This is a genomic window from Streptomyces sp. Tek67B01 (assembly GCF_055231995.1).
The window spans coordinates 60,510-80,268 of record NZ_JBUYUY010000002.1 but is presented as its reverse complement, the minus strand read 5'-3'; the positions used below and the strand labels follow the sequence as shown (position 1 = coordinate 80,268).

The window sequence follows — 19,759 nt, the reverse complement described above, 5'->3', positions numbered from 1 at the left end:
CTCCGCCCGGTGGGCTGGCGCAGGAGCTGGCCGAGCGCATCGACGCCGAAGGCACCTCTGTCGCGGCAGCCGACGCGGAGGATGAGTGGCGCGAGGTCGAGGGCGGAGTCCACGTTCAGGGCGTTCCGTCACAAGTATTGCCGCACGGAACCTTGCCGCTCTCCCGCCCCATCTGCACTCACGTACCACGACCACGCGTACCGCGGGGCAAAACCGACGACCGAAACCCGCGGACGAGACGACTCAGGGGGACGACAGCATGCGTCACAGCAATGGCATTCGCAGGGCGGCTCTGGCGACGACGGCGGTCACGGCCGTCGCCATTGCGGTGACGGGCATCCTGCCCGGCACCGCCATGGCGGCGAGCACCACCACCTCCACTCCGCCGCCCGCCTGCCCGGCCTCCGCCCTCCAGGTCAGCGCCTGGCAGGCCGCCCACCCGCCCGTCGGGACCGGGATCGGGGCGGCGGTCGTGCAGTTCACCAACGTCTCCCGGAAGACGTGCGTCCTGAAGGGCCATCCGACGGTCGCGGGCGCTGGCAACGGCTCCCCCGCCCACAACACCCCGCTCAAGGTCACCCCCACCGGCAGGGCGGCCACCGTGACGGTCCGGCCGCACGGCAAGGCGTGGGTGAAGCTGACCTTCGTCCAGGTCCAGGGGGAGGCCGGCGGTTACTGCGTGTCGGGCAAGACCCCGGCGGCGTATCCGACGATGGTCATCGGGCTGCCGCACTCCGGGAACCATCAGGTCGCCCTGAACGACTGGTGGTGGGCCGAGTGCGACAACAAGGTGACCGTCACCCCGGTCTCGGCGGTCAAGCCTTCCTGACCCCCGTCCCCACAAATCGAGCAGCCTGCATGACGATCGCAAGACTCTGACCTACACGTTTACGAGGAACTGCACATAAGTGCAGGTCAGCGACTCAATGCACCTTCGGTGCGCTGAGTCGCTGACCTGCGGTGATCAAACTCCGATGACACAAACTCGCGTCCGTCAAAGTCCGATGGCAAACGGTCAAGATCCAGTGGCACGGGACACCGTTGCCTGCACCCACGTGGCCACCACGGGGCCGTCGGCGCTCACTGCGCGCCGTCCTCGCCTGCGCCCGCTTCCGCCAGTTCGGTGGGCGCGAGGACGCGGTCGAGCCAGGCGGCGAGCGCGTTGGTGGCGGCCGGGTCGGCCTGAGCGAGACGGGCGGCGAACTCCAGCTCGCCGTCGGCGGCCGGGGCGCCGGTGCGGGCGAGCGCGGCGAGCAGGGCGGCGTGGGCCCGCACCCGGTCGGGCAGCGAGCCGACGGCGGCTGTACGCGCGGCCGGGTCGGCTTAGTGGCCAGAGCGGTCGGCGAGGGCCTGCGCCAGCCAGCCGTCGACCACGGGGTGGTAGTCGCCTCGGTGGACCAGGAGGTCGCGGGCGGCCTCGTCTCCCGGCCGGGTCTCCACGGTCCGGTCGAGTCGGCCGGCTCGGGCGAGCGCGGCGAGTTCGTCGGCGCGAGCGGCGAGCTGCTGCTGCTCCTGGAGGCGCTGCTGCTCGGCTTCCGCTGCTCGCCGGTCGGCGGCGAGCTCGTCCTGGACGACGGCGTCGGCCTTCGGGTCGTACGTCCCGCCGGTGGTGGCGAGCAGCTGCGCGATGCGCTCCCACTCGCCGACTTCGGCGGGGCCGCGTTCGTCGTCGGCCAGGTCCTCGCGGTCACGGTCGATGTGCTGCTGCATCCGGGCTTCCTCAAGCGCGGCCGCGGCCTCGGTGGCGGTCATGCCGGTGGCGCGCAGGCGGACCGAGGTGCGGCCGACCTTCGCCCGGTCGACCGGCTGGCGGGGCGCGGCCGCGCCAAGCACGGGAATGCGGGGACGGCGGCGGGAGCGGGGCGCAGGGGTGCTCACACGGGCCTCTCAATCGTCACGGAGAAAGGAACGGGATATCCGGCCGCCGCGCATCGGACGCGGCGGCCACAGTGTGCCGAAGCACGATAGTTGTCACCATCGGCATCCGCTGGCCTGCGGCTTCAGTAGGGCAAAGCATGGTGGTTGTCACCGATGCGGCGCGCTACCTGTCACCAGCGGCAAGCGAAGCAGGGGCGATGTCACCGCGTTCTGCTTCTGGTGGGCAGGGTGCCGGGCGGCGGCCCTCGGCGATCACGGGCCATATTTCGCGCGCCCTACGCGAACCCCGCCCCCTACGATCACCTGGCACGACTGCTGGAGGGGCGGGAATGCTTGAGGACATCGAGGACAGGACAGCGGCAGCGACGCGGCTCGCGGGAGGCGCGCCGCTTCAAAGCACGCTTGATGTCGCCGACCCCGCTGACTGGCTCGCGCTGGACGCAGGAGTGCGTGAGATGGCCTGGCACCGCCTGCAGTTCCTGCCGAGGTGGGAACACTCCGCCCCACTGCCCGCCGACCTGACTCAGCTCGGCGAGTCTCGGCTCGCACTCGCCCTCTGCCACCGCGACGGACGGATCCGTCAGGAGGCGCTGCGTCAGTCGGTCCGGTACCCCGGTCTGCTGCCGTTGGTCGTGATCCGCTGCGCCGACTGGGTCGACCCCGTGCGCGAGCACGCCCGGCAGCTGCTGCGCGAGGCCCTGAACGTGGACTCCGCCCTCGACCTCGCGCCACTCATCCTCCGCGTCGGCTGCCGCGACAGAGGTGCCTTCGGCGTCGATGCGCTCGGCCAGCTCCTGCGCCAGGCATCTCACGGACAGCTCGCTGTTCTCTTCGCCGACCCCGACCACACCGTCCGGCGGTTCGCGTACCGGCTGGCAATCGAGGGCCGACTGCTCCGTCCCGCTGAGCTGGCCCGCGCGGCCGCCCGGGATCAGGACACCGTGGTCCAGGACCTGTGTGCCACAGCGGCGCTCACGGCTCTGGGGGATGAGGATGCCTACGAGGGTGTGCTGCCTCCACTGCTGTCCGCACGCAACCCGCGTACCCGTTCGGTCGGCGTCACCGCGCTGAGACGGGCGGGGCGGTCAGAGCAGGCGGAGCCGTTTCTCAGCGACCGTTCCGCGCTCGTGCGCGCTTGCGCCCGGTATGTCGTACGACAGCAGGGAGGCGACCCGGCGGCCTGGTACCGAGAGCGGTGCACGGCGCCGGACAACCCCGAGCTGCTGCCCGGCGCGGTCATCGGGCTGGCCGAGTGCGGGAACCGCGCGGACGCCGGGCTGCTGCGACCGCTGCTCACGCACCAAGCGGCCGGGGTGCGGGCGCGAGCGGTGGCAGGGCTGCGCGCATTGGACTGCGTGGATGCGGACCAGTTGCGGCCGCTCCTCGACGACCCTGCCGCCGGAGTCGTCCGCGAGACCGCCGCCGCCCTGCTGCCCTCGGCCAAGGAACTGCCCGCCAACTGGCTGTTGGATCGCACCAGCTCCGAGCGGCCGCGGCACGTCCGCGTCGGCGCATTCAGGCTGCTCGACATGTATGGCGGCACCGTGGCGCTACGGGCGGCGGTCGGTCTGCTCGAGGACCCGGATATCAAGCTGCGCACCTGGGCCGCCCAATCAGTGCAGCGCTGGCATCCGTCGCCAGACGGGCGGCGCGGCGACGCGGAGGTGGGTGAACTGCTCGACCGGAGCCGGCACCTCTTCAGCGACTACGTATTGCGCCGACGCAAGTGGGAAGCCGGCGTGGACAGCTGAGGCTGTACCGCGGTCCAGAACTCTGCTCAGCACTCGCCGTCCGTGGCCCTGGTGACAGCACGCCTGCCTTGGTGACAACTATGGTGCTTTGGCTCACACAGACAGGTTTATCGCAGTCGTGAATTCCGTGCTGCTAAAACCGGATGTTGAGCCACTCCACGTCCGCGAATTTCACCTCCAGGCCCGCACGGCCACCGCCGCCTTGACGGAAATAGGCGTCCGCGATGGCCTCCGCGACCGCGTCATGCAGATCGCTCTCCGTCGCACCGTCCTCCTGCGCGGCGAGGATGGCGGCCGCGTGGGAGGGGGTGACGGCGACCGTGATGTCCCGTACCCGGCCCGCGTCCGAGGTGCCCTCCGGACCGAGGCCGAAGTACGCCCGGCAGGAGATGACCAGCCCGCCCGAGGACGCCGCGCGCTGCCTGGCCTGTGCCCTGACCTGCGGTTGCCACTCCGACTCGGTCTCCTGCACCAGCGCCTCCTTCAGGCGCTTGTTGGGCTTGGTGGAGACACCCGAGAGGTAGCGCTGCACCGTCTTGCGGGAGACGCTCAGACGCTCAGCCAGGGTCTTGGTGGAGCCCTTCTCCCGCGTGCAACGGAATTTCATCTGGGCTCGCGCGGATTTCGGCGCGGGCCGGGTGAACAGGGCCCGCGCCGCACCGGCGAAGCCCTCCATGATCTTGGCGCGGGTCCGGGCCGCGCGCTTCCGCCGCCTCCATCCACTGGCGGGCGCGCGCCTGTCGGCGGAGCTCCACCATGTCGGCACCGTCCGGTCCCAGCCCCAGCGCGGCGAGCGGCATCGTCACCCGCTCCAGTTCGTCCAGCGCACACGGCGGATGGTGCAGCCCGAACACCGACAGGTCCGTTGCCTGCCACCACTGATGTGCGCGCGCGTGCGGCCGCCCCAGCGACGTCGCCGCCTCCCGCTTCGAGACGGAGTAGAACCACACCGGCAAGCCCTCGTCGAGCACCACGTGCGAGAAGTGCACCCGCGGCCGCCAGAACCACACGTCGACGACGCCTTGGCGGGCGTAGTCCCGATGGCGGCCCCGCCACCCGTCGTCGGTCATGAGCCTGCGCTGCGCCTCCAGCGCGATCTTCGTGCCGTCCCGCAGCAGCACCTCGACGTCGGCCCGCCGGTCGTGATCCTCCGTCCACTGCTCCAGCCGCACCCGGTCGACCCCGGGCCTGGACTGGGCCCAGGCCGCCAGGAGGTGCTTGGTCGTGATGTGCCAGACCGTCTCCGGGCCGTGGCCCCCGGCCGGCGCCTGCCCGGGCGGGTGCGCGAAGTGCCGGCGGACCTTCCCGCCCAGCCTCCCCCGCGTCACCAGCGGCACTCGGGTGCCTGCTGGGGCCTCGAAACCGTGGAAGCAGTAGAAGCAGACCAGTTGACCCGTGCCGCCGTACCCGAGGCGCTTCCAGCGCTCCGGCGGCCCCTCGGCGATGTGCACCTCTCGCCGTGTCTCCAGGTCGAACCCGACAACCAGTAAGTCGTCCTGCACGCTCCACCCCTTCCCTTCGGCTTCCCCCGAGGTTGCTGCCGTCGCCGGAGGCCGGGGAAACACTCCGCCCCACAAGACGTGCCGCACCGGCCCCTGTCCGCCGCGCGCTCCTCCACTAGGTCCTCCGCCCGGCGGCGGACAACATCGGTTGTCGCCGGTGCTCGCTTCGCAGGTCAGGCTCCCTTTCGCGGCGTGGCGATGTACGCGGCCGCGCGCCAACTACAGGGAGAGGAGAGGGACAGGCAGTGGAGATGGGGACGATGGGGGCCTGTCGAGAGCAGACGGAGGGCCGGCGGCGTACGCACGGGACGGGCGAGGCCCGCGGCGATGGGTGGCAGCGCGCAAAGGAGGACGAGTAGCTGCTCCGGCTGGCCACTCGGTACAGCGCGCTGACACTCCACCAGGCCGCCTACGCCTGCTGGGGCGGACGGATCGAAGCCGGGCTGCTGCACCGCCTGGCCGTCGCGGACGCCGGGATCTGGCTGGAGGCCGACGGGTACACCGTGCTCTCCGAGGGGGAAGTACGCGTCGCCGAAGCCGTCCCCGGCCGCGCGGCGGAGCTCCTGGATGCCCTTGGGGTACCTCGGGTACCCGGGGTATGTCAAGGGGCTGGCAGCAGGCGAGGATTTGATTAAGGGTCGGTCTTACCCCCCTACCGTCCTACCCTCTCCAGGTAGGCGATCGCAGACAGGCGGGAAAGCCCCACTGCGGCACCGATGCTTGGGCGGCGTGGTGCGGCAGAGGGCTTCCCGTGATGGTGCGGTCGGTTCGTGTCCCCTTCGATGAACTCGAACTTATGGAGTTTGCATGACTGCACCCGTAGACGACGGTATCTCGTCAGCACGTACGGCCTTACCCCTCGATGGCCTGCGAAGTGCAGAGCCAGGTGCCCTGTTGACCGGACACGCTTTCCTTGTGCTGGTCGGGGCAGGGTTCATCGCCCTGATCGTCGGTGGGCTGACGTACCTCAGCACCGGCAACCCAGCCGGGGCCGTACTCGCTGGCTTAACGGCGGGAGGAGTGAGCGCGACCGCGCTGCACAGGCTCGTCGGTCCTTGAGCCAGAAGAGTGGCGCGGCCCCGGACTGGTCGGTCTGGGGCCGCACAAGGTCCACGGCCCGCACTACGGATGCAAGTCGAACCGGAACAGGGTGGGGAGGACTTCTCCTGGTATCTGGAGCACGTCTCCGGCGTCAGACTGACGGTGGGGCGCCCACTGCCCGTAATCCGCCGCGGCCACCGCCGCTGGCATCTGCCGGCGGTCCAGCGCACGCGACTTGGTCTGCCCGGGTGCCGCCCTCGGTGCCGGTCTCGGTGCAGACGACGCGGAGCCAGTGCCGACCGGCGGCCGCCGACAGGGTCCGGCCCACGGCGGCCGTGGTCTTCTGTCTCGGCATACTGTCCGCGGCGGTGTGGCTGTGGATCGAGATTGACGGCTATTTCGACAGTCTGCCAGCGAGGCTCACGCTCATCGTCCTCCTTCTCATCCCGGCCGTGATCGCGAGTGCCATCGCGGCCATCGCGGCTGGGTTCCTGGCGCCCCTACTCGTGGGCCTGGTGAAGGCTGCCATCGCCGTGACGCGCTGGATCAGGCGAAGGCGTGCAATGGGTGAAGGAGTAGTGCCGCCCAGAGGGCGACCATAGAGCGAAGACGGCTAGCGGCTGTGGCGGCCGAGGGCCGCCCTTGGATGTCAGCGCCCTGTCTTACGATCCCGCCTAGCCAGCTACGGGCAGGAGGGGTGCAGTGGAAGCTATTCGCCGAGGTGACAGAGGCAAGCAGAAGGCCTGGGTGTGGCTGATGGTGCTGACTGCGCAACGTGGCCTGTGCGTGTATTGCGGCCGCTCCCCGTCCACCACACTGGACCACGAAAGGCCGATCGCCGGGGCAGGCCACGACATCTGGTGGAACTTCGTCCCGGCCTGCAAGCCCTGCAACCTCCGGAAGAGCAAGCACGAGAGCGCCGCGCATTGGGTTGTAGATATGGACATCTGCCACCGATATCCGGAGCTGACGCGCTCCAAGTGGAGGATGAGCCCGAAGGTCTTCGCCGGCATCACAAGGCGCGTGGAACGTGTCCAGCGAGAGATAGCCGACGCGGATCGCCGCGAGTGGTTCGAGCTGCACTACGGCGAGGAGAAGTGGGGGAACAAGACTGAGCTGTTCAAGATCCTCGATCGCTGCAAGGCGGAGCTCAAGGGGTACCCGCACTACCCATGGCGTACCCCGAAGGTCAGGGAGCTGAAGGGGTACTGCACGCGCCTGATCTGCTGCGGTTACTTCCATCCGCAGTCGAGGCTCCTGCACGCGTTCCTGGAGCGGGAGGAGGTCAGAGCCTTCCAGCGCGCCGTCTTCAACGAGCGCGCGCACGAGGGTGAAGTACTCGGCCGCCTCGTCCGGGAGTACCTCGCTGACAGGGAGCGCGATCTCGACGACGAGGCATAGTTGTGCAGGCGAGAGAAGAGGTCGGTACAGCACTTCGCCGCCGCTGACCTGCACGAACATCAGGGTTGACTGGAAACCGCACGTCCCCGGTCGACCCTGGAACCGTGGCAGAATCCGAGCTGTTAAGACGCGGCGGCTCGGAAAGCCCCTCCTCAGGGGTCATACCTCCACCTCTGCGCCCATGCCGACAGCAGAGAGCGTGACTCCCGGGCATCACTGGCCGTCACCTCCTCAGGCCGTGTACACGCCTCGGCTGCGAATACGCGACACCTCAACATGCTTGCTTACCATTCCCGGGGCCGTACAGCTCGCGGTGGATCACCAGGCCGCCCTCCTTGGTCCACGTCCGCAGTCGCGCCCGCTTCCCGCCGGTCTCCGCCCGCAAGATGATCTCGACTCCTTCGAGGCTGCCGTGGGACCCGAGGAACTTCTGGAACCTGCCGGCGGCCACCGGTCCGCTGTCCCAGGTTCCGGCGACGGCGGGGCCGTCCTTCTGGAAGGTCATGGTCACGTGGTAGCGGTCCGGGCTCATCCCCGCACTGTACGAGGAACGATTCCCCGGCCAGCACCGGTGACGGGCAACGGCCAGGCGCGGCCGAAGAGGGAGCTGCGTCGACGGACCGAGGGGTTTGCCTACTTGCGCGCCCGCCCGGAGCAGACTGTCCAGATCTCCTTCAGCAGCTCGGGGTAGTGCTCTCCGTGCGTGTGCAGCGCATGCCACACCGCGTCCAGAGCCGCTTTGAGCGGATCGGGCTCGGCAGCAGCGAGCACGGCGGGGAGAGCGAAGTGCGGCTGTGAGATCGGTCCGCGGACGACTAGGCCCTACCAGTCCCCTCACCTGCCTTGATCCCTACCGCCCGGCGGTCCCTTTGGGACGGGCGTCTGCTGATCAACAGCGCTGTCGTCATCTCACGCTTCCTGCACAGACACGCCTTCGACACCGGCGTGGTCGCCCAGTTCAAGGTGCGCCGCCCCAGGGAGAAGACTCCGGTGCTCTGGGACGAGTTCTGCTACGGCTTTCAGCCCGCCTTCCCTCAGCCCCACAGCTTGCGGGTGAACTCCTTCGCCCACTCCACCCGCTCATGGTGCGGACCGTGAGGCATGCAGGGAGAGTCCGGTCCGGCCTGGCACTTTGGGCAGGTGACCTCCATCGCATGCCAGGTCCGCGCCGCCGAGCCCGCGCTCTCCTGCGATTCGCGCTTTCCCCCGCGCGGCCGAGGAGGGCGGGCTTTGTCAGGGGCAGGCAGCGGGGCTTGGTGCTGACGTTCGTCGCGGGCGCCCTTCTGCTTCTCTCCGCGGCCAATGCGGTCGTCGCTTTGTAGAACACGGCGCAGGCGTTCGTCGTGGGGGAGCTGCCGCTTCTGGCTGGGCCCGACGCGATCGTCGTTGTCGCACAGCTTGCCCGGTCCAGCGTGGCATCGCGGACACCGCATTCGGTACCAGTCGCCGCGTGGTACCTGGTGGTGTAGCCGGGCCGCGGTCTTCTTCGCCGCTTCCTGCGCCTGGCCCTCTCGGTAGGCCTTAGGCCGCCACCCCAGGAGGGGACTTGTAGGGGTGACTTCAGGCTCGCGCGCTTCCAGGGCCGGCTGCGTCGGCTCGGCAGAAGCCTCGGCCTCCTGCCGAGCATTCTTCTGGGCGGCCTTCCGCTCGTCCACGATCAGCTGCAGCCGCTCGTTGTGGCCATCCTTGCGCGGCTTCCCACTACTAGGCCCCTCGACCAGCACACAGTCCTTGCCCTGCTCCGCGTTGCAGCGCGGACAGTTCCGCTGGATCCAGTGCCGCCGCGCTACGTGCAGCTGCTCCTGCGGTCCCAGTGCCGCCCGTTTCTTCCAGACCTCCACACGTCGGACTTCAGCAGGCTTCAGCAGTTCTCCAGCCGAGGCTGCGGACCGCAGAAGCTCCTTTATCTGAGGGCGCAGATCGAACGTGTATGCGTCGTACCCGCGAAGGCGATGGAGGGCGCTGCGGACGCGAGCCGCAGCCTTTTTTGCTTCCTTCTCCGTGTCGGCTTCCGCTTCGACCGCGTCCCGAGTGAGGTCGTCCAGGCTCTCGAAGTATTTGATCGCCCGATCGTAGACGGCGGACTCGGTGGCCGTGTGATTATCTGCTGCCGTCGCGTTGGCGCGAATCAGAAGCCTGCGTACCCGCCCAGGCTGCTGTGCGGCCACTGCCTTCTGCAAGTTGTCGAACAGCTTGCGGCGCTCCTCGTTCTGTTCGATCAGCCAGATCCTCGCGTGGCGCACGGCAGCCTCGAGCTGGCCCTGGAGCTCGGCCTCCACGCCGGTCACATCCTCGATCTCCCCGCACACCTGCCTTGCCAAGGACGCGGACGCGATCCGACGCGAATACACCAGTCGGCGCAGCAGTGCCTGGGCGCGCGCCTCCGGCTCCGGCACCTTCCTTGCTTTGCCGGGCGACCACAGCGAGGGACGCGGCGCATGGCGGGCCTGAACGATCTCTTCAACCGCCGGCGTCGACAATCCACGCTCTGTCATCTCGCACTCGTCCAGAGCGAACCATTTGATTGGCCTGGCGAACGCCTCGGTCCCGATCTGCACGTGGCGTGCGGTGCCCACGCTGTCCAGGCGGATCCGATGCACGTACCAGCGGCGAATCAGAGTGTCGCGGTCGACCGGCACCATCGTCCCAAGGACCGGCTCCACATCGTCGTCCCACGCCGGTGCCACCGCCTGGTTCAGATGCACCCGCAGAGCACCACGTCGCCAGCGCACATCCACCACAGACCCGATCGGTGCGCCTTCCGTGCGGGTGTACTCGAAGGTGGCCTGCTCCCCGCGGCCGGCGAGCCAGGCCGCGGCCGCAGACCGCACATAGAGGTGGTCTGCGCTGTCCACTCCGCGGGAGCGGCGTTCGCACGCATGGGGTAACCCGTCCGGATCCGGATGATGTGCGAAGTGACAGGCACGATCCGTATAGAGCTTCGTGGTCACTTGGCCGCCGCACCCGCCGAGCAGTGTCCCGCACCAAAAGGTGTCGTTCTCGTGAGAACGACGGAATGCGTCCAGCTCGATCGCTTCCATCGGCAGCGTCAACGGTTCATCCGAGTCCGCTCCGCCGAGCACCGCCGTCTGGATCCGTCGCCTGTCACCCCGCACGGCATCCCCCTTCATCTCAACGATCGTTCCAGTTCAGATCCCGCTCCACCGCCGATCGGCGAGATCACGCCGTCCTTCACGGCGGGGATGGCTGCATGACGGCTGTGTTCCGAGCCGCCGGCACGGCATGTGTGCGCAGTAGTGCGGCGAATCTGGTTCGACGCTGTCGTCGCCCTCCAGGAGCTTGAGGGCGACGATCAGGGCGCAGACTTCGTCGGGAAGCTCACGTCGAGCGCCACGCCGCTGCTGCTGGCAAGACCGTGTTCTCCCGACAGTCCTGCAGAGGATGACCAGCTGTGGATCAGCCTGTGAACGTGCTCCGGCGTCGACGGACGCTGGATTCCATGGTGTGCGGGGCGGTAACGGTGCAGTCTTTCGGGACGGTCCGGATGGCCAGTGTTACGCCGCTGGTGATCTGGCAGCGGCGGCCGATGGCAACACCGGGCCCGATGCTGATGTTGTTGCCGGTTTGGGTGTCGTCGCCGATGACGGCTCCGAATTGGGTGGTGCCGGACCGGTACAGGCCGCCGGCGGTCCGCATGATCACTTCTCGGTCGGGTTTGCGCATGTCGGCGGTCATGTTGATCGCCGCCACGGTGACTCCGGCGGACAAGTGCACTCGGGCACCGAGGATGGTGCGGTTGACGCCGATCCGGTGCCCGAGGACGGCACCTTCCCCGACGAACGCGGCGGTGACTTCGCAGTTGAAGCCGACCTGGGCGCCGGCGCACAGGACGCTGCCCTTCCTCACGGTGGTGAATTCGTGGACCGTGACGTCCGGTCCGATGATCACGTCGTCCCCGATGATGGCCGTGGGGTGGATGACCGCCGAGGGGTGAATGCGCCCATCCTCTCCCAGCATGACCAGGGCTTCGCGCTGAAGGCCCGTCCACTGGGTCAGGAAGTCGGCGAGCTCGAACTTTTCCAGGCCGCCGTACGGGGTCGTGGCGATGGCTGACTGGGCGGGAGCGGTGATGTAGTCGCCGAGAATGAGCTGTTCCATTCGATGCCTTTCGTATGGTCCGGCGCCCCGGTTCGGCGGAGGTAGGCTCGCCGTTCGCTTGGCCCCGGAAGGAAGTGGTGGTGGTCGTGATGCGGCCGCGTGTGGGTGTTGCCGTGCTGACGATGGGCGACCGGATGCCTGAGTTGCTGGCTCTGCTGGCCTCCGTGGCGAAGCAGGACGAACCGGCTGCCCGGGTCGTGGTGGTCGGAAACGGGACGGCTCTGCCGAGCCTGCCCGACGGCGTGACCGCGGTGGAGCTGGAGGAGAACCTGGGGGTCTCCGGCGGCCGGAACGTCGCCTGGCACCGTCTGCGGGAGTTCGGGGACGTAGATGTCCTGGTGGACTTGGACGACGACGGCCTGTTGACCGAGCCGGACGTCTTCCGGCGGATCGCCGACCTTTACCGGGCGGACCGTCGGCTGGGCATCGTCTCGTTCCGGATCGCGGACGAGAGCGGTCACACCCAGCGGCGGCACGTCCCCCGGCTGCGGGCGGGTGACCCGATGAGGCGGGGCCTGGTGACGACGTTCCTCGGCGGCGGGCACGCCCTGTCGATGCCGATGCTGGAGGAGACCGGAGGCTGGCCGGACGCCTTCTTCTTCACCCATGAGGAGACCGACCTGGCCTGGCGGGCGATCGACTGCGGCTGGGACATCCTCTACGAGCCGCAGCTGGTGCTCGAGCACCCGAAGACGTCGCCGGCCCGGCACGCGGTCTACTACCGCAACACCGGCCGCAACCGGGTCTGGCTGGCCAAGCGGCACCTGCCCGCCGTACTGGTACCCGTCTACCTCGCCACGTGGGCGGCGTACACCCTGGCCCAGCGCCCGCCGTTGGCCGGGCTGAAGGCCTGGTGGGCCGGCTTCTTCGAGGGAGTACGGACCCCATGCCCGCCACGCCGTCCCATGCGATGGCGCACCGTGTGGCAGATGACCCGACTGGGCCGACCGCCGGTCATCTAAGCCGCGGCGGGCTCACGTCGGAGCCAGTCCGGGGCGGTGGCCGGGGTGCCCCGGAGCCACCGCGCGTAGCGAGCCACCCCCTCGTTGATGGTGACCTCCGGCTTCCATCCCAGAATGTTCTCCATGCGGCGGGTGGCCGCGTACCCGCCGAGGGGGTCGCCTGCCGGGAGCGGCGTCTCCAGCAACAGCGTGTTCGGGTAGTGGGTCTGGATCAGCTGGGCGACTTTCCTGACGCTGGTGGGGACGCCGGTGCCGATGTTCACGGTCTCCGTGTGCGCGCGGGGGCTGGCCAGGGCTCGCAGCGTGCCTTGGGCGATGTCGTCCACGTGGACCATGTCCCGTACCTGCCGGCCCCCGCCGTTGAGGTGGAGCGGGAGACCGAGGTGGGCTCGTGCGGCGAACCAGGCCACGACCCAGGAGTGGGAGTTGGGCTTGATGGTCTGCGGTTCTCCGTAGACGGAGAAGTACCGGACGATCGCGTACGAGGTGCCGACCTGGCCGAGGACGAGCGCGGTCTGTTCCTCGCCCCAGGCCTTGGTGTTGCCATACACGGACTTCGGCCGCATGCGGGTGGACTCGTGGAACTGGGGCGGGATGCGGCCGTGGACCGATTCCAGCAGCTGGCGCATGGTCAGGAGTTCGGGGCTGTCGGTCTCCTCCGGGTTGCCGTCGCCGTAGACGCTGGCGGAGGAGACGAACACCATGCGACGGACCCGCTCGGTCGCGGCGACGGCGTCCAGGATGTTCTGTGTCCCCGCCACATTGGTGTCGATGGCGGCCAGCGGATCGCGGGTGCAGGCGGCGACGTCCGCCAGGGCAGCGGCGTGGATCACGTAGTCGGATTCCCCCACCAGCTTCCGCACCAGCGCGGTGTCCCTGATGTCTCCCAGGACCATGTCCGGGTCGTCGGCGCGGACGTCGAACAGGTCGGCGTACACCTGCTCGGGGTAGGCGCTCATGGTGCACAGCGCCGTGGGGTGAGCGCCCAGGTCCCGCAGCTGCGCGGTGATACGGGATCCGATGAGTCCGGCGCCGCCGGTCACCAGGACGGTGGCGCCGGCCAGGGCGCCGAGGTCTGTGCGGTGGTGCACGATGCCTCCAGAAACGGGGTTCGGGTGGAACGTGACAGGCGGCCGTCCTTGCAATCAGTGAAGCGGTGATCACGCTGCGCAGGTACCGTGGGTGATGGAGCAGCCTGTTCAATCTGTTCAAGATCGGTACAAGGTCGGTCCAGGGAGCATGAGTTGGCGGAGAGTCGGAGCCCGAACACCGCGCTGGCGGACGTCATCTCCGAGGCCGGGTGCACGTACGAGGCCCTGGCCAGGGAGATTCGTACCGTCGCCGCCGAGGCCGGGGAGACGCTGCACACCTCCCGCTCGGCCGTCCACTCCTGGGTCGCAGGCGGTACGCCGAGCGGTCAGACCCGCTCGTACATCGCCGAGGCACTCACCAGAAGGATGAAGCGGAAGGTCACGCTCGCCGAGATCGGTCTAGGCTGCGCAGGCATCGGGGAGGCCCTGGGGGCCGATCCGTTGGCCAGCGCCACAGACCTCGGGAGATTCGTGATGCTCCGCCGCAGGGACTTCCTCAACTCCGCATTCGCGACGGCCGCCGTCGGTCTGCCGCTCTCCTACGACCACGAAGCCGTCGCCGCCATGCTCAGGGCGGCCGAGCGTGGCGGCGGCGTCGGCGCCGAGGAAGTCGCCACCGTCCGGCAGCTCACCGAGACGTTCCGGAGCGCGGACGACCGGCTGGGCGGCGGTCACGGGCTGACGACCGTGACCGCCTACCTGACGGACACGGTGGTCCCGATGCTGGAGGGACGATTTCCCTCCGATTCGGTACGACGAAGCGCTTTCGGGGCGGCGGCCACGCTGGCGTGCCTGGTCGGGTGGAAGCATCACGACCTGGGTCGCGAGGGCGCCGCCCAACGTTATTACCTGCTCGGCTTCCAACTGGCCTGCGAGTGCGACCCGGCCGGGCACGGCGCTTGGATGATGCGTGCCCTGACCCACCAGGCGCTCGACCTCGGCCACCCCGGCTCGTGCATCGGCCTGGCGGAGGAGGCGCTGCGGCGTGCGTCGGGCTGGGTCGACCGGCAGACCGAGGCGCTCCTGCTGGTCACGTGCGCCCGGGCGTACGGAGCCGGCGGAAAAAGCGAGAAGGCGGCGGCCGCCCTGCTGACGGCCGAAGACGCGATGCTGGCCGGGGCCGATCAGGTGCCCTCATACGCCGCGGCTTCCGGGCCGGTCTCGGCCACCATCGCCTCACACACCGGCAAGACCCTGACCGAGATGAAGGACCACCGGGCGGCCGAGAAGCACTACCGCGCGGCACTCAAGGGCCGGGTGCCGGGCACCTACCAGCGCGTGCACGGCCTCACCATGGTCAACCTCGGCAAGTCGGTCGCCGCCCAGCACCGGCACGAGGAGGCCGTGGCCCTGTGGAATCGCTCCCTCGACTTCATGGACGGCGTGACCTCCGACCGGAACCGGAAGGAGATCCAGTCGATCCGCTCCGCGGCGGCCGGCTACCGAAGGCGCAGGGTTCCCGGAGCCGAAGCCCTGAACCAGCGCGCCGCCGAGCTGCTGCGAGCTCAGTGGTGAGCGACCCCGGTACCGGCACGCCGACGGTTGGCGTCGTGATCCTGACGATGGGAGACCGGGAGAAGGAACTCCACGCCCTCCTCGAATCGGTGGCGGCCCAGGAGGGAGAGCCCGCGACGGTAGTCGTACTCGGTCAGGGCGTGAGACTCCCGCCCCTGCCCGCCGGGGCCTCGGCCGTGGAATTGCCCCAGAACCTGGGCATCCCCGGTGGCCGGAACGCCGGGGTGCAGTGGCTGCGCGACCACGGGGGTGCGGACATCGTGCTGGTCTTGGACGACGACGGCCTGCTGCCCCACACCGACACGTTGCGCCTGGTCAGAGAGGCCTTCACCGCCAACGCCCACCTGGGGATCGTGGGCTTTCGCATCGCGGACGAGGACGGCGCCTCACAGCGCAGGCACGTACCCCGCCTCGGCGGCGCCGACCCGCTCGTCTCCGGGCCGGTCACGACCTTCCTGGGCGGCGCGCACGCCATCCGCATGCAGGTGATCGACCAGGTCGGCGAGTTTCCGCCGCAGTTCTTCTACGCCCACGAGGAAACCGATTTCGCCTGGCGGGCACTCGACGCCGGCTGGCAGATCGACTACCGGGCCGACCTGCTGCTGACCCATCCCCGAACGGCGGCGTCCCGGCACGCGGTCTACTACCGCAACACCGGCCGCAACCGGGTCTGGCTGGCCAAGCGGCACCTGCCCGCCGTACTGGTACCCGTCTACCTCGCCACGTGGGCGGCGTACACCCTGGCCCAGCGCCCGCCGTTGGCCGGGCTGAAAGCGTGGTGGGCCGGCTTCTTCGAGGGAGTACGGACCCCATGCCCGCCACGCCGTCCCATGCGATGGCGCACCGTGTGGCAGATGACCCGACTCGGCCGACCGCCGGTCATCTGATCCCTTCTATGGGGCGCCAGCCAGGTGACGGTGGGCGTGCGGGAAGCAGCCGGACATCCTTCGGGCGTCGGCCACAGGTCTGCGGGTCATCCCGGCAGCGCGGCGAGCACTGAAGCATACGGATGGCTCCACGGCGGCCGTTGGCCTGCTGTCGCAGGTCGGTCGGCAGCCGCGCAGGGCCTTCCGTATTTCTGACCCGGCAGGGAGCGCACACCAGAACGTGCATGTGTGGGTCGCAACCAGGATCATCCCCCACCGGGCAGAGAACCGACAGTTCGTGGTCAGCTGGCGAGTCGGGCGAGGGTGAGCATTCCGCACCCGTACGCCTTGCCGGAGCTGATCCCGTTGAGGAGCGCTCGGGTGAGGAGGGCGGGGTCGGTGACGGTGAGGTGCCCTCGTAGCCCCATCCAACGTCACCGTCACCCGCCCGTTCCGGCCCGGGCCTCCGGTCGCGCTGTCCGTCGCCTTGGTGAAGACGGTCCGCTGCGCCCGGGCCACTTGTACGTCAAGGATGGGCAGCGCGGGGACGGGGTCGCCACCGTCGACCAGGTCGAGGGGGTCGAGACCAGGAGCCTGCCCGGCTGGGCCGGGGATCTCCGGAATTCGGTACACGGACACACCACCATGGCCTAACCAGACCAGAGAACGGCCAGGGCCCGGATTCACCCGCTGCACGCTGGGGTGAATCCGGGCCCTGGCCGTATCGCAATACCCCGTCTGTAGGCTGTCCGCACCAGTATCCGGCTTCGGCAGCGGCACGTGAGTCGATCCAGCGCAACGATCCAGACGGCAAACCGGCGTCCCTGCCATAGGTATGGGACCGGCTCCCGCACGCACGGGCCGGGCGTGCTGCCCCCTCCGGGTGACCGTCTGCCTGTACCGTCGGTTCCCGTCCGTACCCCCCGACTCCGCCTCCCTTGCAGTGCGTTCAGGAACTCCAAGGTGGGCCCTCAAGACGTACGAAGAGGTCGTGCAGGGGTCATCCCCGCGGGCGCGGGGAGCAGTTCCTTGTCGACCAGGACGGTCGGGTCGTTCGGGGGTCATCCCCGCGGGCGCGGGGAGCAGACCACCGACCGGCCCGTTGGCCGCAGCCGCGGGGGGTCATCCCCGCGGGCGCGGGGAGCAGTCGGCACCCTTGCGGATCTGCTGGACGATGATGGGGTCATCCCCGCGGGCGCGGGGAGCAGATGACCTTGGACGGTGCGGACATGGGGTCTCCGGGGTCATCCCCGCGGGCGCGGGGAGCAGTCCGAGATCGGGCACGCCGAGGCCACGATCCCGGGGTCATCCCCGCGGGCGCCGGGAGCAGTGGCCGTGGTCGAGCCCCGCGTTGGCGCTCGTGGGGTCATCCCCGCGGGCGCGGGGAGCAGTTGGCTCCGGCGCCGTCAGGCAGCGGCGGCAGGGGGTCATCCCCGCGGGCGCGGGGAGCAGACGGCAGCCATAAGGCTCGGAATTGCGGGTGAAGGGTCATCCCCGCGGGCGCGGGGAGCAGACCCCGACATGGCCACCTGGACCAGTCGCACCGGGGTCATCCCCGCGGGCGCGGGGAGCAGGAGCGCGACGCCATCCGAAACGAGACCCCCGAGGGGTCATCCCCGCGCGCGCGGGGATGACCCCGAGCAGCTCAAGTTCGAGGGCCAGACCGAGGACTGCTCCCCGCACACGCGGGGATGACCCGTTGCCCTGCTCCCAGTGACGAACGGTTCGACTCTGCTCGCCGCACGCGCGGGATGACCCCGACCGACACACCGAGCTCTACAGGGAGCGTGTCTGCTCCCCGCACGCGCGGGGATGACCCCGCCGGGAGCGTGCCGTTCGTGGTGTTGTAGACCTGCTCCCCGCACACGCGGGGATGACCCCGGCCCGACGCCTGCACATCTCGGCACCCAACTCTGCTCCTCGCACGCGCGGGGATGACACCGGCGGCCAGGCGGCCACGCTCGACAAGGACGGCTGCTCCCCGCACACGCGGGGATAAGCGGCTGGAGGCTCCGAAAGGTGCTGTCGCCGCTCTGAATGACCGTTGACACCATCCTGGCCACCTGGTTCTTTCCGCATCTCACGCGGTCCGTCCCAGCTGCAGGACGTCCCGAGCAGGTCTGACACGCCATGTCTTTCTGGATGAGATGGGTGTCGTCGTCATGACGGCGTTCCTTCCAGTCGGTTCTCTGCGGGGACGGCGGGTTTCGGGTCAGGTGTTTCGGCCCGGCGGCCGGGCAGCACGCCGATCGCCACGACCGCCGCGAGCACGAAGAGGGCGGCGGCGACGGCCAGGCCCATGGCGTAGCCGTCGTCGAGTGCAGCGGGGTCGGTGGCCGTGCCGGTACGGTGTGCGGCGAGGGTGGCCAGGGTGGCCAGGCCGATGCAGCCGCCGAGTTGGCGGGAGCTGTTCATGAGGCCGGAGGCCATGCCAGCCTCGCGGAAGACGATGCCGGTGGTCGCGGCGGCGGCGACCGGGGCCAGGACCAGTCCGGTGCCGACGCTGGTGATGATGGACGGGCCGAGCACGTCGGTGAGGAAGCCGCCGCCGGGGCTGATGAAGGCGAACCAAGCTAGGCCGGCAGCGGCCAGCAGGGCGCCGGGCACCAGGGATGAGCGGGGGGTGCGGGTCGCGGTGACGCGAGTCGCGACGATGGTGCCCGTTACCAGGCCCGCCGAGAAGGGCAGGAACGCGGCGCCGGTCGCCACGGCACTCATGCCCAAGACCTGCTGCATGTACAGGGACACGAAGTAGAACGCCGCGAACTGCCCGGCTGCAGCCAGGAACACCAGCACGTTGGCGCCGGCGACCCAGCGGCTGCGCAGCAGGCCGAGGCGCAACAGCGGTGCGGGGGTTTTGGTTTCGACGAAGGCAAAGGCGACCAACAGCGTGGCCGCGGTGGCGAGGGTCGCCAACGTGGCCGGGGAGCCCCACCCTCGGGCGCCGGTGCGTACGACACCGAACACAAGCAGCCCGACTCCGCCGGTCGCCAGGACGGCGCCGAGCACATCCAGCCTCTCGCGCCGGACGGGCTGCGCTCCAGCGGGCACGCCCGCGCAAGCCAGCGCGAGAGCCGCCGCCACGACGGGCAGGTTGACCAGCATCACCCAGTGCCAGCCCGCGTACTCGGTCAGCAATCCACCTGCCAGCACGCCCAGCGCTCCCCCCGCGGCGTTCACGGCGCTCCACACCCCGAGGGCGCGGACACGCCGGGGACCCTCGGGGAAGGTGGTAGTGAGCATCGCCAGCGCGGCTGGGGCAGCCGCGGCGGCACCCAGGCCCTGCCCGGCGCGGGCGGTGATCAGTTGCCAGGGCGCCTGAGCCAGCCCGCCTGCCAGCGAGCACAGCCCGAAGACGGTTAGGCCGAGCAGGAACAGCCGACGTCGGCCGTACAGGTCGCAGGCACGGCCCCCCAGCAGCAGAAAGCCGCCGAAGGTGAGCGCGTAGACGTGCACGACCCACGACAGGTCGAGTGGCGCGAATCCCAGCGCGGTGCGGATCGCGGGCAGTGCAACGTTGACCACCGACATGTCCAGGGCGAAGACGAACTGAGCGACGGCGGCAGCCGCCAGCACTACGCCGGGACGCCCCCCTAAGTTTTTATACATGTAAGGAAAGTAGCCTCAGAGGAT

Annotated in this window: 16 protein-coding genes and 1 CRISPR repeat array; of the genes, 6 read left to right on the top strand and 10 right to left on the bottom strand. The window is 69.5% G+C overall.

All coding sequences use genetic code 11. The annotated features are described in order from the left end of the window. Positions 1-259 precede the first annotated feature (259 nt). Positions 260-829 carry a DUF4232 domain-containing protein gene (locus ACV7NM_RS33825; protein WP_463414231.1) on the top strand — a complete coding sequence of 190 codons (570 nt, stop codon included), beginning with the start codon at positions 260-262 and terminating at the stop codon, positions 827-829. 251 nt (positions 830-1,080) lie between these two features. Here ACV7NM_RS33825 and ACV7NM_RS33820 read toward each other — a convergent pair whose 3' ends face one another. Next, positions 1,081-1,275: a hypothetical protein gene (locus ACV7NM_RS33820; protein ID WP_463414230.1), complete on the bottom strand. Its 195-nt coding sequence runs from the start codon at positions 1,273-1,275 to the stop codon at positions 1,081-1,083. 48 nt (positions 1,276-1,323) lie between these two features. Further along, positions 1,324-1,878 carry a hypothetical protein gene (locus ACV7NM_RS33815; RefSeq protein WP_463414229.1) on the bottom strand — a complete coding sequence of 185 codons (555 nt, stop codon included), beginning with the start codon at positions 1,876-1,878 and terminating at the stop codon, positions 1,324-1,326. Positions 1,879-2,207: 329 nt separating this feature from the next. Here ACV7NM_RS33815 and ACV7NM_RS33810 point away from each other — a divergent pair, with 329 nt between their 5' ends. Beyond that, complete coding sequence (locus tag ACV7NM_RS33810) at positions 2,208-3,629, top strand: hypothetical protein (RefSeq protein ID WP_463414228.1); 1,422 nt, start codon at positions 2,208-2,210, stop codon at positions 3,627-3,629. Positions 3,630-3,762: 133 nt separating this feature from the next. Here ACV7NM_RS33810 and tpg read toward each other — a convergent pair whose 3' ends face one another. After that, a complete protein-coding gene (gene tpg, locus ACV7NM_RS33805) occupies positions 3,763-4,305 on the bottom strand; it encodes a telomere-protecting terminal protein Tpg (protein WP_463414227.1) in 543 nt (180 codons plus the stop codon). Continuing rightward, entirely contained in the window at positions 4,187-5,131 is a 945-nt protein-coding gene (locus tag ACV7NM_RS33800; RefSeq protein ID WP_463414226.1) for a competence protein CoiA family protein, read from the bottom strand. Before ACV7NM_RS33800 ends, tpg begins: the two co-directional genes overlap by 119 nt. A gap of 1,743 nt (positions 5,132-6,874) precedes the next feature. On the opposite strand from ACV7NM_RS33800, the gene ACV7NM_RS33795 reads away from it, so the two are divergent. Beyond that, positions 6,875-7,573, top strand: a complete 699-nt coding sequence (locus ACV7NM_RS33795; protein ID WP_463414225.1) for an HNH endonuclease — start codon at positions 6,875-6,877, stop codon at positions 7,571-7,573. A gap of 271 nt (positions 7,574-7,844) precedes the next feature. Here ACV7NM_RS33795 and ACV7NM_RS33790 read toward each other — a convergent pair whose 3' ends face one another. The 3 genes from ACV7NM_RS33790 to ACV7NM_RS33780 form a co-directional block, all read right to left on the bottom strand. After that, complete coding sequence (locus ACV7NM_RS33790; protein ID WP_463414224.1) at positions 7,845-8,105, bottom strand: hypothetical protein; 261 nt, start codon at positions 8,103-8,105, stop codon at positions 7,845-7,847. Positions 8,106-8,607: 502 nt separating this feature from the next. Then, on the bottom strand, positions 8,608-10,704 hold the full coding sequence (locus ACV7NM_RS33785; RefSeq protein WP_463414223.1) for a zinc finger domain-containing protein: 2,097 nt from the start codon (positions 10,702-10,704) through the stop codon (positions 8,608-8,610). 286 nt (positions 10,705-10,990) lie between these two features. Next, complete coding sequence (locus tag ACV7NM_RS33780; RefSeq protein ID WP_463414222.1) at positions 10,991-11,692, bottom strand: DapH/DapD/GlmU-related protein; 702 nt, start codon at positions 11,690-11,692, stop codon at positions 10,991-10,993. A gap of 134 nt (positions 11,693-11,826) precedes the next feature. On the opposite strand from ACV7NM_RS33780, the gene ACV7NM_RS33775 reads away from it, so the two are divergent. Continuing rightward, positions 11,827-12,654, top strand: a complete 828-nt coding sequence (locus ACV7NM_RS33775) for a glycosyltransferase family 2 protein (protein WP_463414221.1) — start codon at positions 11,827-11,829, stop codon at positions 12,652-12,654. Here the strand turns inward: ACV7NM_RS33775 and ACV7NM_RS33770 are convergent. Beyond that, entirely contained in the window at positions 12,651-13,745 is a 1,095-nt protein-coding gene (locus tag ACV7NM_RS33770) for an NAD-dependent epimerase/dehydratase family protein (RefSeq protein ID WP_463414220.1), read from the bottom strand. The two genes, ACV7NM_RS33775 and ACV7NM_RS33770, sit on opposite strands and share 4 nt — an antisense overlap. A 153-nt stretch (positions 13,746-13,898) precedes the next feature. Here ACV7NM_RS33770 and ACV7NM_RS33765 point away from each other — a divergent pair, with 153 nt between their 5' ends. Both ACV7NM_RS33765 and ACV7NM_RS33760 read left to right on the top strand, forming a co-directional pair. Further along, the gene (locus ACV7NM_RS33765) at positions 13,899-15,260 is read left to right on the top strand and encodes a tetratricopeptide repeat protein (RefSeq protein ID WP_463414219.1); all 1,362 of its coding nucleotides are present in this window, start codon (positions 13,899-13,901) and stop codon (positions 15,258-15,260) included. Positions 15,261-15,307: 47 nt separating this feature from the next. Then, entirely contained in the window at positions 15,308-16,147 is an 840-nt protein-coding gene (locus tag ACV7NM_RS33760; protein ID WP_463414477.1) for a glycosyltransferase family 2 protein, read from the top strand. Positions 16,148-16,428: 281 nt separating this feature from the next. On the opposite strand, the gene ACV7NM_RS33755 is transcribed toward ACV7NM_RS33760, so the two are convergent. Both ACV7NM_RS33755 and ACV7NM_RS33750 read right to left on the bottom strand, forming a co-directional pair. Then, entirely contained in the window at positions 16,429-16,554 is a 126-nt protein-coding gene (locus tag ACV7NM_RS33755) for a type I-E CRISPR-associated protein Cas6/Cse3/CasE (protein WP_463414218.1), read from the bottom strand. Positions 16,555-17,122: 568 nt separating this feature from the next. Further along, positions 17,123-17,761: a CRISPR direct-repeat array (repeat unit 29 nt; unit sequence GGGGTCATCCCCGCGGGCGCGGGGAGCAG). A 525-nt stretch (positions 17,762-18,286) separates the two neighbouring features. After that, positions 18,287-19,735: an MFS transporter gene (locus tag ACV7NM_RS33750; protein WP_463414217.1), complete on the bottom strand. Its 1,449-nt coding sequence runs from the start codon at positions 19,733-19,735 to the stop codon at positions 18,287-18,289. Between the last annotated feature and the right edge of the window lie 24 nt (positions 19,736-19,759).